This is a genomic window from Streptomyces sp. CA-294286 (assembly GCF_050947155.1).
Lineage (GTDB): Bacteria > Actinomycetota > Actinomycetes > Streptomycetales > Streptomycetaceae > Streptomyces.
Genome location: NZ_CP192004.1, coordinates 398,253 through 412,579, shown reverse-complemented (window position 1 = coordinate 412,579; position 14,327 = coordinate 398,253). Strand labels below are relative to the sequence as shown.

The 14,327-nt window shown below is 71.4% G+C and carries 12 protein-coding genes; 5 read left to right on the top strand and 7 right to left on the bottom strand.

The genetic code is table 11. From position 1 onward, the window contains the following. Positions 1 to 41 precede the first annotated feature (41 nt). A complete protein-coding gene (locus ACQPZG_RS01845; protein WP_185035498.1) occupies positions 42 to 428 on the bottom strand; it encodes a DUF5997 family protein in 387 nt (128 codons plus the stop codon). Positions 429 to 578: 150 nt separating this feature from the next. On the opposite strand from ACQPZG_RS01845, the gene ACQPZG_RS01840 reads away from it, so the two are divergent. Further along, positions 579 to 1,502, top strand: a complete 924-nt coding sequence (locus ACQPZG_RS01840; RefSeq protein WP_433543979.1) for a substrate-binding domain-containing protein — start codon at positions 579 to 581, stop codon at positions 1,500 to 1,502. Between the two features lie 228 nt (positions 1,503 to 1,730). On the opposite strand, the gene ACQPZG_RS01835 is transcribed toward ACQPZG_RS01840, so the two are convergent. Beyond that, the gene (locus ACQPZG_RS01835; protein ID WP_433544595.1) at positions 1,731 to 2,732 is read right to left on the bottom strand and encodes a M56 family metallopeptidase; all 1,002 of its coding nucleotides are present in this window, start codon (positions 2,730 to 2,732) and stop codon (positions 1,731 to 1,733) included. Between the two features lie 4 nt (positions 2,733 to 2,736). Further along, a complete protein-coding gene (locus ACQPZG_RS01830; RefSeq protein WP_433543978.1) occupies positions 2,737 to 3,252 on the bottom strand; it encodes a BlaI/MecI/CopY family transcriptional regulator in 516 nt (171 codons plus the stop codon). A gap of 359 nt (positions 3,253 to 3,611) precedes the next feature. Between ACQPZG_RS01830 and ACQPZG_RS01825 the strand changes: the two genes are divergently transcribed. Beyond that, positions 3,612 to 4,802 (top strand): cytochrome P450, encoded by a 1,191-nt coding sequence (locus tag ACQPZG_RS01825; protein WP_433543977.1) that lies wholly within the window; start codon positions 3,612 to 3,614, stop codon positions 4,800 to 4,802. Positions 4,803 to 4,807: 5 nt separating this feature from the next. Beyond that, entirely contained in the window at positions 4,808 to 5,056 is a 249-nt protein-coding gene (locus ACQPZG_RS01820) for a ferredoxin (RefSeq protein WP_433543976.1), read from the top strand. A gap of 382 nt (positions 5,057 to 5,438) precedes the next feature. Here ACQPZG_RS01820 and ACQPZG_RS01815 read toward each other — a convergent pair whose 3' ends face one another. Beyond that, positions 5,439 to 6,071: a DinB family protein gene (locus ACQPZG_RS01815; RefSeq protein WP_433543975.1), complete on the bottom strand. Its 633-nt coding sequence runs from the start codon at positions 6,069 to 6,071 to the stop codon at positions 5,439 to 5,441. A gap of 243 nt (positions 6,072 to 6,314) precedes the next feature. On the opposite strand from ACQPZG_RS01815, the gene ACQPZG_RS01810 reads away from it, so the two are divergent. Then, the gene (locus ACQPZG_RS01810; protein WP_433544594.1) at positions 6,315 to 7,325 is read left to right on the top strand and encodes a LacI family DNA-binding transcriptional regulator; all 1,011 of its coding nucleotides are present in this window, start codon (positions 6,315 to 6,317) and stop codon (positions 7,323 to 7,325) included. A 28-nt stretch (positions 7,326 to 7,353) separates the two neighbouring features. Here the strand turns inward: ACQPZG_RS01810 and ACQPZG_RS01805 are convergent, their stop codons facing one another. The 3 genes from ACQPZG_RS01805 to ACQPZG_RS01795 all read right to left on the bottom strand — a co-directional run bounded on the left by ACQPZG_RS01805 (position 7,354) and on the right by ACQPZG_RS01795 (position 11,188). Further along, positions 7,354 to 8,373: a carbohydrate ABC transporter permease gene (locus tag ACQPZG_RS01805; protein WP_433543974.1), complete on the bottom strand. Its 1,020-nt coding sequence runs from the start codon at positions 8,371 to 8,373 to the stop codon at positions 7,354 to 7,356. Beyond that, positions 8,370 to 9,398 carry a carbohydrate ABC transporter permease gene (locus ACQPZG_RS01800; protein ID WP_433543973.1) on the bottom strand — a complete coding sequence of 343 codons (1,029 nt, stop codon included), beginning with the start codon at positions 9,396 to 9,398 and terminating at the stop codon, positions 8,370 to 8,372. The genes ACQPZG_RS01805 and ACQPZG_RS01800 overlap by 4 nt, the downstream gene beginning before the upstream one ends. Before the next feature lie 467 nt (positions 9,399 to 9,865). Further along, positions 9,866 to 11,188 carry an ABC transporter substrate-binding protein gene (locus tag ACQPZG_RS01795; protein ID WP_433543972.1) on the bottom strand — a complete coding sequence of 441 codons (1,323 nt, stop codon included), beginning with the start codon at positions 11,186 to 11,188 and terminating at the stop codon, positions 9,866 to 9,868. Positions 11,189 to 11,489: 301 nt separating this feature from the next. Between ACQPZG_RS01795 and ACQPZG_RS01790 the strand changes: the two genes are divergently transcribed. Next, on the top strand, positions 11,490 to 14,324 hold the full coding sequence (locus tag ACQPZG_RS01790) for a glycoside hydrolase family 2 protein (protein WP_433543971.1): 2,835 nt from the start codon (positions 11,490 to 11,492) through the stop codon (positions 14,322 to 14,324). Positions 14,325 to 14,327: the final 3 nt, after the last annotated feature.

The following is a 14,327-nucleotide window of genomic DNA, read 5'->3' as shown; positions in this document are numbered from 1 at the left end:
CGAGGCACCGATCCGGTCCCGGCCGGCGGGACCCGGGCGTTCTACTCGGCGTTCTTCTCCGCGTTCTTCTCCTTGATGCGGACCGTTTCCTTGCGGACCTCGGCCTGGACGGCGCGCTCCTTCTGGAGCCACTCCGGGTTCTCGTCCTTGAGGGCGTCGATCTGCTCGGTGGTCAGCGGCTCCGTGACACCGCCGCGGGCGAGGCCGGAGATGGAGACGCCGAGCTTGTTCGCGACGACCGGGCGGGGGTGCGGGCCGTTGGCGCGCAGGTCCTGGAGCCACTGGGGCGGGTCGGTCTGGAGCGCGTGCAGCTCGGTGCGCGAGACGACACCCTCCTGGAACTCTGCGGGGGTGGCCTCAAGGTACACACCCAGCTTCTTCGCCGCGGTGGCGGGCTTCATGGTCTGGGTGCTCTGGTGCGACGTCATGCCGTCAAGGGTATCGAGCATGTGCGCTACCGCTTACCACTCGGGCTGCCGCCGCCCGGTCCGCCCGCCCGCCCTCCGAGGTCGCTCCGCCGTGGCTCCGCCGGGCCCTCCGGCGGTCGTCGCCCCGCCCGCGGCCGGTAATCTGGCCACGTGACAGGCTCGGAAGCACCCTCCTCCCCCACCGCCCCCGCCTCCCCGGACGCCGCCGCCGACACCTCGCCGGCCGGCCCTTCGTTCCGGTTGGCGTACGTCCCCGGCGTGACGCCCACGAAGTGGGTGCGGATCTGGAAGGAGCGGCTGCCCGACGTCCCGCTGACGCTGGTCGCGGCGACCCCCGCGGAAGCGTTCGAGGTACTGCGCGGAGGCGGCGCCGACGCCGGTTTCGTACGGTTGCCGGTCGACCGTACGGACCTGAGCGCGATCCCCCTGTACACGGAGACCACCGTCGTCGTGATCCCCAAGGACCACGTCATCGCGGCCGTCGAGGAGATCACCGCGGACGACCTCGCCGACGAGCTGGTCCTCCATCCGCTGGACGACACCCTGGACTGGGAACGGCCGCCGGGCGTGCCCGCGAACGAGCGGCCCGAGACCACCGCGGACGCGATCGAGCTGGTGGCGGCGGGCGTCGGCGTACTCGTCGTACCGCAGTCGCTGGCCCGTCTGCACCACCGCAAGGACCTCACGTACCGCACGGTGACCGGCACCCCCGAGTCGCGCGTCGCGCTGTCGTGGCCGCAGAGCGGGTCGGGCGAGCCGCCGGAGCTGGTGGAGCACTTCATCGGCATCGTCCGGGGCCGTACGGTCAACAGCACCAGGGGCCCGTCCCTGCCCGCCGCACCCGCCGGGTCGAAGGGCGCGGCGAAGGGCAGGGGTTCCGACGGCAAAGGTTCCGACGGCAGGGGGGGCGCGAAGAAGTCCTCGGCCGGGAAGTCGGCAGCGGGCGGCGCCAAGGGCGGCAAGCAAGCGCGCGGTGCTTCCGGCGGCGGCAAGGGCGGCAGGCCCTCTGCCAGGAACAGTGCCAAGGGCGGCGGCGGCAAGGGCGGCGCGAAGCGCGGCAAGCCCCGCCGCTAGAGCCGCTTCCGCAGGATCCGGTTCCGCTCGATCTGGGCCCGCTGGATCCCGTTTCGCTCGATCCGCCTCCGCTGGAACCGGTTCTGGTTGATCCGGCGCCGCAGGATCCCGTTCCGCTCGGTCCGTCTCCGCTGGAACCGGTTCTGCTGAATCCGGTTCCGGAGCGCGCGCCGAAGGCCGGAACCCAGCCGCCGATGCCCCCTCTCGGCGCGGCCCCCGCCGCGGGCCTCATCCCAGACTCGCCGCCTCCAGTACGCAGAACAGTGCGACGGACGCGTTGAGCGCCGAGAAGGTGGAGGCGGCGGTTCCGGCGGCAGCGACGAAGGTGGCGGTGGCGATGCCCGCGCCGGTGAGCGCGGGCGGCCAGCCGTTGGCCGGCGGGAGGGGGCCGAGCAGGGCCGCCACCCGGCGCGGCACCGGTCCGGTCGCGGCGAACGCGGGCAGACCCGGGAAGGCGGTGCGGCCGGGGCGGGTGCGCGAGCTCGGACGCGGTGTGACGAGGGCGGCCTTGGCCACGGCTCGGGCGGTCGTCCGCCGGTCCCCCGTAGCCGCCGCGGCCTCTTCGTCGGCCCAGCGTTCGGTGCAGTACGCGACGGCCTCGCGCAACGGGCGCAGCAGCGGGTTCGCGCAGCCGGCCAGCTGCACGGCGAGCAGCAGCCGGTGGTGACGGGCGACGAGGTGGGCGCGTTCATGGGCGAGCAGGGCGTGTCGCTCGGCGTCGGTGAGGGCGGCGAGCATGCCGGTGGAGACCAGGATCCGGCCGGGAGGTCGGGGCGCACCGGGCTGTCCGCTTCTGCGGGGCGCGCCGGGCAGTGCGTACGCATACGGCTCGTCGTCCCGGAGGACCGCGACCTCCGAATCCGTCCCGAGGCCCACCAGCGCCCGGTGTGCCTTCGCCCGGTAGCGGCGGTGCCGGAGCAGCACGCCCGCCCACGCGGTCAGGACAGCCGCGAGCGCTCCGATGGACACCTTCCCGGTGACCTCGTCGTACGGTACGGCCGCCCGCACCTCCGGGTCCGACCAGCTGTCGGGCAGTGGGTTGCCGGGCAGCTGGGCCGTGCCGACGACGACGAGCAGAGCGAGACACACCGTGCTGCACACGGCGAGGATCGCGGCCACGGCGGTGAGCAGGCGGGCGGCGGTACGCGGGTGCAGGTGCTGCTCGGCGAGCCGGGCCACGGGCAGCGCGGTGAGCGGCAGCACGAGCGGCAGATAGACGAAGACCCCCACCGGCTCAGCGCCCCCGACCCTGCGAACCGCCACGCCCGTGGGCTTCGCCTCCGCTGCCGCTCCCGCCGTCGCCGCCGCTTTCCGCGAGCAGGGAACGGAGCAGCCGTTCGTCCTGCGTCGACAGTCCCGACACGAAGCTGGACAGGACGGCGTCCCGGTCGTCCTCCCGGTCGAGCAGCTTGCGCATCCGCAGGGCGACCAGTCCGGCCCCGTCCGCGACCGGCGTCCACTCGAAGGACCGTCCGGCGCGGGAGCGCGTGACGGCTCCCTTGTCGTACAGCCGGCTCAGGATCGTGATGACGGTGGTGTAGGCGAGGCCGCCGCCGAGGCGCTCCTGCACCCATGCGGCAGTCACCGGAGCGGCGGCCGTTCCGAGCACGGCGAGCACTTGGCTCTCCAACTCCCCTTGCCCTCGTCTGCGTTCTCGCGCCCGCGCCCCTTCGGCGGTGTCCGTGCCGCCCGCGACGCGCGCACCGCCCCTGCCGTCCGTGCTGCTCGCACCGTCCGTGCCGTCTGTCATACCGGTGCCTTTCTGCTGCTCTGCCGTTGCGCTGTTGCTGCTGTGTCCCGCTCGGTCCCGGTATTCGTCTCCCCGTACGGACATCGGAGCATCGTACTCAAGCCGCCCGGGGACGGGGCCCGGCCGCGGGTCCGCCCTGCGCATCCCTCTGCCGCAGCTGCACCGGACCCACACAGGACACGGTCGGCCGACCTCTTCCGACCATCCCATGACACCATCCTGCGCCAACATCGCCTTGCCATGGCATCAAAGTGGTGCCACACTGGCGGCACGAGCAGGAGGCGTCCTCGTGACGCCCAACTCGCCCCTTTCCCCTTGCACTTGGTCGCGTCTCAGCGGCCGATCCCTCCGGAGGACCCGTGCAGAACGAGCCCGTGACCCTCCCCACCGCACGTGCCGCCGGCTGTCCCTTCGACCCGGCCGCCGGACTGGACGCACTGCGCGCCCGGGACCCCCTGGTAAGGATGAGGTTCCCCGACGGGCACGTCGGCTGGCTGGCCACCGGGTACGCCACGGTGCGGTCGATCTTCGCGGATCCCCGCTTCAGCTCCCGGTACGAACTCCTGCACTACCCGTACGGAGACATCGGCGAGCTGCCGCCCGCGCCGGTCGGGGACATGACCGGGATGGACGCCCCTGAGCACACCCGCTTCCGGAAGCTGCTGACGGGAAAGTTCACGGTCCGCCGGATGCGCGCGCTCTCCTCGCGCGCCGAGGAGATCACCACCGAGTGCCTGGACGCGATGGAACGCAAGGGTGGCCCGGTGGACCTGGTGGAGGCGTTCGCGCAGCCCCTGCCCGCGCTGATGATCTGCGAACTGCTGGGGGTCCCGTCCGCCGACCGGGGCTATTTCCAGCAGCAGGCCGAGCAGTTGACCACCCTGGTCACCGACCAGCAGGCGCAGGCCGACGCGATGAACTCACTCATGGGGTACATGAGCGAGCTCGTCCTGGCCAAACGCGCCGCGCCCACCGACGACCTGCTCGGCGATCTGACCACCACCGATCTCACCGACGAGGAACTCACCGGCGTCGGCGGCTTCCTGCTGGGCGCGGGTCTGGAAACCACCGCCAACATGCTCGCCCTCGGCACGTTCGCCCTGCTCAGCAACCCGGACGAGATCGCCGCCCTGCGCGACGATCCGGCTCTCGCGCCCCAGGCCGTCGAGGAGCTGATGCGCTACCTCACCATCGCCCACACCACCATGAAGTCGGCGCGCAAGGACGTGGAGCTGGACGGCAAGGTCATCAGGGCGGGCGAAACCGTCGTCATGTCCATCGACGCGGCCAACCGCGACCCGCTGCGCTTCCCCGACCCCGACACCCTCGACCTCAGCCGCAGGGCCACCGGTCACCTCGGCTTCGGGCACGGCATCCACCAGTGCCTGGGCCAGCAGCTCGCCCGCGTCGAGATGCAGGTGGCCCTGCCCGCGCTCGTCACCCGCTTCCCCACCCTGCGCCTGGCCACGGATCCCGCGCAGGTCCCCCTCCGCACGGACCGCAACATCTACGGGGTGCACAGCCTCCCCGTCACCTGGGACGAGGTGTAGGCGAGATGGCCACGGACGACCTCGCCGGAGCGCACGCAACCGCCCGGCCCGTTCACCTCCTCGTACTCGCCGACCGAACCCGCTGCGTCGGCTCCGGGATGTGCGCGCTGACCGCCCCCGAGGTGTTCGACCAGGACGAGGAGGAGGGTCTCGTGGTCCTCCTCCGGGCCCGCCTGACCCACCCGTCCCCGCACGCCGACGCGGCCCGGGAGGCGGGGGGACTCTGCCCGGCGGAAGCAATCAGGGTCGGGTGAGGGGCGCGGTCGGATGGGAGCGGTCACGGTCGGATGGGGTGAGGGTCGGATTGGAGCGGCCACGGTCGGATGGGATGAGGGCGCGGTCGGATGGGGTGAAGGCGCGGTCGGACGAGAGCGGTCGCGGGTCGTACCGCACGGGCGATGTCCCGTACGCCGCCCGTATGCCGTCCGCAGCCGGCCGTGTCCCGTACCGCGGCGAGCCGCATCCCGGCCCGCGGCAGGACCGAGTTCTCGTACCGCGGCAGACGCGCACCCGTGGCGCACTCCCCCTTTCCTGTGCGGGAGCGGCCTTTCGCATGCGGGGGTGGCCTTCCCCGTGCGGGGGTGGGCTTTCCCGTGCGGGCGCGGACGTGGGGTCTGCGCACCGCCGGGCCGCCAGTCACTCCGCGTTCGCCGCTGCCTCCTTCGCCACCCCCTCCAGCCGCTCGCGGTACTTCTCCCACGACAGACCCGGGGGAAGGTTGTCGTTGGTCTCCTGCAAGCCCGCGGCCCCGTCGATGAGTTCGCGGACGATGTCGGCGTGGCCGCCGTGCCGGTTGGTCTCGGCGAGCATGTGGATGAGGATGCGGTGCAGCGTCACCTCGTTGCGCTCCGTCGGCCAGTGCGGGACCCGGCCGACGGAGTTCCAGTCGAGGGCCTCGATCGTGGCGTCGGCGTGCGCGCACGCCTTGCGGTACAGGCCGACGATGTACTCGCGGGGCTCGTCGGCGCGCGCCCACATGTCCACGGTCGGATCCTCGTCGAACTCCTCCAGCCACGGCATCGGTTCTTCGTCGAACGGCCTCCCGAAGGTGTCGCCGAAGTACCCCGTCTCGCAGCCGGCCAGGTGCTTGAGCAACCCCAGGAGGTTGGTGGCTGTGGGGGTGAGCGGTCGGCGGACGTTGTACTCCGACAGCCCCTCGACCTTCCACAGCAGGGCCTCCCTCGCGGCCTTGAGGTAGTGGTGGAGGTCCTGCTTGGGGTCCGTTCCGGCGGAGTCGAGTCCGGCGCGTGAACCAGTCGTGTGCGTCATGCCGTACACCTTCGCACCCGCCACTGACACTCGGCCCCGAGCAGACTCCCGCCGCGGATCCGGGCCCCTTCGCACGCACCGTCCGCCCCGGCCGCGCGAGCGCATCGCCCGCCCGGTCGGCCCCTGCCCCGGGCGGACGACACAGGGCGCGGTTCCCGGCGGTAAGGTCGGGTCGGCATCGCACCGGCACGACATCGGACCAGCACGGAAGCAGGGGGGTGGCGCGTGAAGCGGCGGCCGACCATGGCGGACATCGCCCAGCGCGCCGGAGTCTCCAAGGTGGCGGTGTCGTACGCGCTGAACGACCAGCCCGGGGTCTCAGCGGCCACCCGCGCCGCGATCAAGTCCATCGCGGAGGAGCTGGGCTGGCGCCCCAACAGCGCCGCCCGCGCCCTGACCGGGGGCCGGGCGCAGACGGTCGGACTGACCCTGCGCAGGCCCCCGCGGACCCTCGGGGTGGAGCCGTTCTTCATGGAGTTCATCAGCGGTGTCGAGAGCGTCCTCTCCGCGCGGTCGTACGCCCTGATGCTTCAGATGGTCGACTCCCAGGACAAGGAGATCGAGGTGTGCCGCCGCTGGTGGGGCGAACGGCGGGTCGACGGGGTCCTGTTGACGGATCTCCGCGCCGACGACGACGCGCGCGTGCCCGCGATCGCGGCCCTCGGGCTGCCCGCCGTGGCCATCGGGCCGCCCGAAGTGTCCGGTCCGCTGCCCGCCGTCTGGTCGTACGACGGCGAGAGCGTCCACGAGATCGTCCGTTACCTCGCCGTCCTCGGCCACCGCCGGATCGCCCGGGTGGCGGGAGCGGCGGAGCTGGCCCACACGCGGGTCCGCGACGCCGCGCTGAGCGCCGCCTGCGCGGAAGCCGGCATCCCCGAGGCCACCGTGATCCACACCGACTACTCCGGCGACCAGGGCGCCCGCGCCACCCGCGCCCTGCTGATCGCCGCCGAACGGCCGACGGCGATCGTCTTCGACAACGACATCATGGCGGTCGCCGCGCTGTCCGTCGCCCAGGAGCTGGGGCTTTCCCTCCCCGCCGACCTGTCGGTCGTCGCCTGGGACGAGTCGGCGCTCACCCAGGTCGTCCGCCCGATGCTGTCGGCGGTGACGCGGGACATTCCGGCGTACGGGGAGCGCGCCGCGCGAGCTCTGCTCGCGGTGATCGAGGGCGAGGAGGTCGCCGACATCCGCGAGGGGTACGCCCGGTTCGTGCCCCGGGGAAGCACGTGCCCGCCGCCGGACGCACCCTGAGCCGAACGCACTCCCCCGCCGGGCGGGCCTACTTGGTCGCGCCTCGGGCGAAGCCGTTGTAGATCCAGCGCTGGAGCAGCAGGAAGACGATCAGCGTCGGCACGATGACGAGGATCGCGCCCGCCGAAATCGCCTCCCAGTGCGCGCCGAAGGGTCCCTTGAAACGGAACAGCGCGGTGGAGATGGTGCCGAGTTCCTCGGAGTGCAGGTAGAGGAACGGGATGTAGAAGTCGTTGTACGTCGTGATGCCCTTGATGATCACGACCGTGGCGATCGCGGGCTTCAGCAGCGGGAAGATGATCTTCCGGTAGATCGTGAACGCGTTCGCTCCGTCGAGGCGGGCCGCCTCGTCCAGTGAGGTGGGGATCGAGCGGATGAACTGGAGGAAGACGTAGACGGAGACGATGTCGGTGCCCATGTACAGCAGGACGGGCGCCCATCGCGTGTCCACCAGGCCGAAGCTGTTGATGACCTGGAAGGTCGCCACCTGGGTGGTGACGCCGGGGACCAGGGTCGCGACGAGGAAGAGGACCATCACGGGCCGTTTGCCCCGGAAGTCGAAGCGGTCGACGGCGTAGGCGGTCATCGAGCCGATGAGCACCGTCCCGCCGATGGCGAAGAAGAGGATGAACGCCGTGTTCCCGAAGGCCACCAGCATCTTGCCCCGGGTGAACGCCGTGACGTAGTTGGACAGGTTCAGCCAGTTCCCCGGGAGCGACAGCGCGTTCCCCCCGCTCACCTCCTGCGAGGTCTTGAGGGACGTGAGGAACACGACGGCCAGGGGCAGCAGGACCACGAAGGTCGCGAGCACCAGCGAGAGGTACGTCAGCGCGGTCCCCGTCGTGGGTACGCGTCGCCGACGGGCCGGGGCCGCAACGGCCGCCGCGCTCCGTGCGGGAGCGGGGACCGGAGCCCCGGCCGCCCGGCCCGTCGTACGGTCCGGGCGGTCGTTCGTCTCGGGGCCCGTCGTCGTGAAGCCGGTCGTCGTAGGGCCGGTCGTCGTAGGGCCGGTCGTCGTAGCGTCCGCGGGCCCGCGGTCCGTGGTCATACGAGGTCCACCTTGTCGTCGGGCACGAGCCGGCGCTGGATCCACGTGATCAGCAGGATGATCGCGAGGAGCACCACCGCCGCGGCCGAGGCCAGGCCGGTCTTGTTGAACTGGAAGGCGAGCTTGACGGTCTGGATCACGAAGGTCGACGTGCCGGTGGCGCCGCCGGTCATGATGTACGGAATCTCGAACACCGACAGCGAGCCGGAGACCGCCAGGATGACGCTGAGGCTGATGACCGGCTTGATGCTCGGGGCGATGAGGTGGCGGAACTGCTGCCACTTGCCCGCCCCGTCCAGTTCGGCGGCCTCGTACAGCTCCCCCGGCACGGACTGGATCGCGCCCAGGAACAGGACGAAGTTCAGCCCCGTGAACCGCCACATGGAGACCCCGGCGAGGGAGACGTTGGCGGAGGTGGGGTCGCCGAGCCACGCGTGGTCGCTGCCGAACCCGGCCCAGGACAGGACGGAGTCCAGCGTTCCGCCGTCCTGGAAGAAGTACAGGAAGACGAAACCGATCGCGACGCCGTTGATGAGATAGGGGAAGAAGAGGATCCCCTTGAAGAAGTTCCGGAAGCGGAGGTCGAAGCTCAGCACGGCCGCGAAGTAGAGCGCGACCGCGATCTGGACGGCCGAAGCGGCGAGGTAGTAGCCGCTGACGAAGAAGACCCGGAACAGCTCCGGGCGGGTGAAGATCCGGACGTAGTTGTCGACACCCGTGGAGTCGCGGGTGGGACTCACGCCGTCCCAGTCGGTGAAGCTGTACGAGATCATGCTCGCCACGGGGACGTACGTGAACGTGACGAGCAATGCCAGCGGAACCGCCAGGAACAGCCACGGTGTCAGCTGCCGGAGCGGCGACCGGTGCCAGAAACGCCCGGTTCCGGCCCCGGAGTCGGGTCCGCCGGAACCTCCGGCGCCCCGGCGGCGGCCCCCGGAGAGCGCTCCGGCCCACCGCGTCTTCTCCGCCCCGGGCGACCGGCTCCTCCCGGCGGGCCCGGAGGCGGGGTGCGTGGTCTCGGTCATGTCGGCGTCTCAGTCATGTCGGCCTTTCGGGGTCCGGGCCCGGTCCGGTGCGGTGCGGTCCGGGACGGCCGGTTCGGGGTGGGGGACGGGTGGCCGAGAGGCCGGGAGGGGGAGCGAGTGACTCGGAACGAGCGGTGGGGACTGACGGTCCCGGAACGACCAGGGGGTCGCCGTTCCGGGAACAACGGGGCCGGCACGGGGAGGGGCCGAGGGCAGGACGCCGGGGCGGTGCTCGTGCCGGGTGCGGGGGGCGGGGGCGGTGCTCGTGCCGGATACGGGGCGCCGGGGCGGCGCTGCTCGTGCCGGATGCGGGGCGCCGGGCCGGTGCTCGTGCCGGATGCGGGGCCGTCGACAGAGCCACGCACACGGCAGGCACTCGCGTCCGGTCGTGTATCGCCGCGGGTCCTCGCGTCATCGGTGCCCGACCGCGCCGGGGCGTGCGCCTGGGCAAACCCCACGTGCCTCCCTCAGGAGCCCGCCGTCCTCGCCGCCTCGTCCCACTTCTTGTTCAGGTCCGCGAAATAGTCCTGGAGCGTGCCGCCCCCGACGCCACGCGCCGTGTCGACCAACTTCTGCCGGTAGTCGGGCTTGTTCAGGCCGATCTCGGCCGCGTTGTCGATGTCATTGGTCTGCGCCGTCTTCGTCTCGGAGCGCTCCACGAAGGTGACATCGTTGTCAACGAAGTCCTTGAGCGTGCTCGGCATGGGTGCCGCCCTCACCACCGGCACCGCGCCCTCCTTCTCGGAGTAGCCGGACCTCTCGGAGAACCAGTCGACCCAGGCACGGGCCGCCGCCTTGTTCTCGGAGTGGGCACTGACCGCCTGCTGGTAGTCGGACGTCACGGTCGCGCAGAACTTCCCGCCGTGCTGCACCGGGAAGGGCATGAAGCCGATGTCGGCAGGCGAGCCGCCGTCCTCCTTCGCCGCGTTCTGCATCTGGGTGATGGCCCAGGAGCCGAGCATCATCGAGGCGATCCGACCCTTGGCGAGGAGGGCTTTGGACGCCTCCCAGTTGGTGGTGGTCGGGTCCTTCTCCACGAGGCCCTGCTGCACGGTGTCGTGCAGGAGCGTGTCGACGGCGTGCAGTTCACCGCCCTCCTTCCACGGGGAGACCGCCCCGGCGAGCTTGTCGGCGGCCTTCGCGTCGCAGGTCACCGAACCGACGTTGGACGTCCACTGGACCAGCGGCCAACCGTCCTTGAAGTTGGTGTAGTACGGGATCGCACCGGTCTTCGCCTTGACGGTCCTCAGCGCGGCGAGGAACTCCTGGGGCGTCTTCGGCCACCCGGTGAGGCCGGCCTTCCTCCAGACGGCCTTGTTGTAGACGAAGCCGTTGGCCGTGCCGAACTGGGCTATGCCGTAGACCTTGCCGCCGACGTCGGTCTTGTCGCTGAAGCGGTACTTCTTCGACAGTTCGGCGGTCGGACCGAAGGGCGCGAAGAACTTCGGGTAGTCGTTCTTGGCGACCACGGCGGGGATCATCAGGACGTCGCCGTACTGATCGGTGTTCATCCTGATCTTCACCTCCCCCTCGTAGTCGGTGATGCCTTCGAACGTCACCTTCACTTTGGGGTAGAGCTTGTTGAACTCCTGGGCGTACGCCTTCATCTCCCCGTTCTGCACGAGGTCGGTGCGCGGCGTGAGGACCTTGATCTCGCCGGCCACCGAACCGGGGTCGGAGGGCGCGGCGGCCGTCTCGCCGGTGACGCCGCCTCCTCCGCTGCATGCCGCCGCGGTCAGCATCGCGGCACTCGCGAGCGTGCCCGTGAGGGCTCTCGTCTTCTTCCCCATTGCCCGACTCCTTCAGGGTTGCGGCTCGGGTCCACTGGCTCTGTCGGTGCTGCCGGTGGGTTGTCGGCACTATGGCAGCCGTAAGTGAACCGGTAAAGTAGAAGTTTCGTCCGCGATGCTCAATCGTTACCGGAAGCGTCCCAACGTCCGTTCCACAGAGAGCATTTCAGGATATCTCCACACCCGAGGCCAACTGGCCCTCTACTTCACCGGTTCATGGACAGACGGGTGAGCAGCCAGCTAGCCTGCCGCTCCACACGCACCGTCCCGCCCCCCGGCCGGCGAAGAGGAGCCGCACACCATGAAGGACGTCATAGAGCTGACCGAGGGCTGGAGCCTGCGCCACGGAGAGGCACTGCTCCCGGCCCGCGTCCCCGGCTGCGTCCACGCCGACCTGCTCGACGCCGGGGTGATCCCCGACCCGTTCATCGGCCGGAACGAGCACGAGATCACCTGGGTGGGCCGCCAGGAGTGGTCCTACCGCACGGAGTTGCCGCACGACATGGGGTCGGCACACGGGAACAAGGCGGCTCACGTCACGGAGCCGGCGCGCGACGCGGACTGGTCGTACACCAGCGCACCGGACACCCCGCCGCCGGTCCCGCACGCGCCCGGAACCCCCGAGCCCAGAACCCACCGGAGCACCGGCCGCGACAACACCGGCCACCAGAACACGGTCCACGTGCGGACCGACCGCGAGCCCACCGCCGACGAGCGCACGACCGGCGAACGCACGGCCGACGAACGCACCGCCAGTAAGCCCACCCCGGACGAACGCACCGCCAACGGGCACACGACCGTCGGTCGCACGGTCGGCAAGGCCACCCCCGACGAACACACCGCCAGCAGGCGCACCACCGGCGAGCCCGTCGTCCACGAACGCACCGACCTCGTCTTCGACGGCCTGGACACCGTCGCCGAGATCCTGATCGACGGCGAAAGCCTCGGCACCACCCGCAACATGCACCGCACCCATCGCTTCGACGTCACCGGCCGTACGGGGACGCTGGAGGTCCGCTTCGGTTCGGCGTACGAGGAGGCCGAACGGGTCCGCGCGCTGACCGGTGAGCGGCCGAACGTCTACCCGGAGCCGTTCCAGTACATCCGGAAGATGGCCTGCTCCTTCGGCTGGGACTGGGGGCCGACCGTCGTGACGGCGGGCATGTGGCGGCCCGTACGGCTGGAGAGCTGGTCGACGGCGCGGATCGCCGAAGTGCGTCCGCTGGTCGGCGTCGCGGACGACGGGACCGGTACGGTGGAAGTGCGGCTGCGGGTCGAACGCACCGAGCGCGGCGCGGGTCGGCCGCTGACCTGCCGGGCCTCCGTCCGCAGCGGCCGGGACACCGGGGCGGTATCCGGTGCCCGCTGCGACGTCACCTTCGACGGCGACGAGGCGGTGCTGCGTCTGGAGGTTCCCGAGGCCAGGCTCTGGTGGCCGCGCGGGTACGGCGAGCAGCCGCTGTACGACCTCGATGTCGACCTGTCGGGCGACGCGGGCGTCCCCCTGGATCGCTGGCACCGCCGCATCGGCTTCCGTACCGTCGACATCGACCGCTCCCCCGACGCCCACGGCACCGGCTTCACCTTCGTCGTCAACGGAGTGCGACTCTTCGCCCGCGGCGTGAACTGGATCCCCGACGACGTCCTGCCGTCCCGCATGACGCCCGAGCGGTACCGCACCCGGCTCACCCAGGCCGCCGAGGCCAACGTCGACCTGGTGCGCGTCTGGGGCGGCGGCATCTACGAGGACGACGCGTTCTACGAGGTCTGCGACGAGCTGGGCCTGATGGTGTGGCAGGACTTCCTCTTCGCCTGCGCCGCGTACCCCGAGGAACAGCCGCTGCGCGGCGAGGTCGAGGCCGAGGCGCGCGACAACGTTGTCCGGCTGATGCCGCACCCGAGCCTGGTCCTGTGGAACGGCAACAACGAGAACCTGTGGGGCTTCCGCGACTGGAACTGGGAGCAGCCGCTGGCCGGTGACTCCTGGGGCGAGGGGTACTACCTGGGTCTGCTTCCCCGGATCGTCGCCGAGCTCGACCGGACCCGTCCGTACGCGGCGGGCAGCCCCTGGTCCGGTTCCTGGGACCACCACCCCAACGACCCGCGGCACGGCACGTACCACTCCTGGGAGGTGTGGAACCGCCAGGACTACGCCGAGTACCGGGCCCACACCCCCCGTTTCGTGGCCGAGTTCGGCTGGCAGGCGCCGCCCGCGCTCGCCACGCTCCGCCGCGCCCTGCCCGGTGAGGACCTCGCCCCCGACTCCCCCGGGATGCTGCACCACCAGAAGGCCGAGGACGGCAACGGCAAGCTCGACCGGGGCATCGAACGCCACTTCCGCCTCCCGGTGTTCCCGGGCGGGGACTTCGACCGCTGGCACTACCTCGCCCAGGTGGTGCAGGCCCGCGCCGTGTCCGCGGGCATCGCGCACTGGCGGGCGGGCTGGCCGCTGTGCGCGGGCACGGTGGTCTGGCAGCTCAACGACTGCTGGCCGGTGAGTTCCTGGGCGGCGATCGACGGCGACGGCCGGCTCAAGCCGCTCCACCACGAGCTGCGCCGGGTGTACGCGGACCGGCTGCTGACGCTCCTGCCGAACGGTACGGACGACGGGGGCCCGGTGGTGGTCGTCGACAACCAGTCCGCCGGCCCGTGGCACGCCTCGGTCGCCCTGCGCCTCCTCTCCGCCGACGGTACGGTCCTGCGGCGGGCCGTCGTCGACGTGCCGGCCGGCCCCCGGTCGGTCGTACGGACGCCCGTACCGGCGCCGCTGCGGCCCGCAAGGGGTTCCGTCAAGGAGTTCCTGGTGGCCGACGCGGACGGACTGCGGGATGTGCAACTCCCGGTGGTGGACAAGGAGTTCGCCTACCAGTCGGCCCGCTACGACGTACACGTCCAGCCCGTTCCCGGTCGGCCCGACGCACTCGACGTCCTGGTCACCGCCGGGTCCGTCGTACGGGACCTCCTCCTCCAGCCCGACCGGCTCGGCGCCGCCGCCCGCGCGGACCGCGGCCTGCTGACGCTGCTGCCCGGCGAACAAGCCCGGATCAGGGTCTCCGGCCTCACCGAGAGCGAGACCGCGACCACGGTCGACGAGAGCAAGGTACGCACCGCCCTGTTCGCCGTGAACGCGGTCTGACGA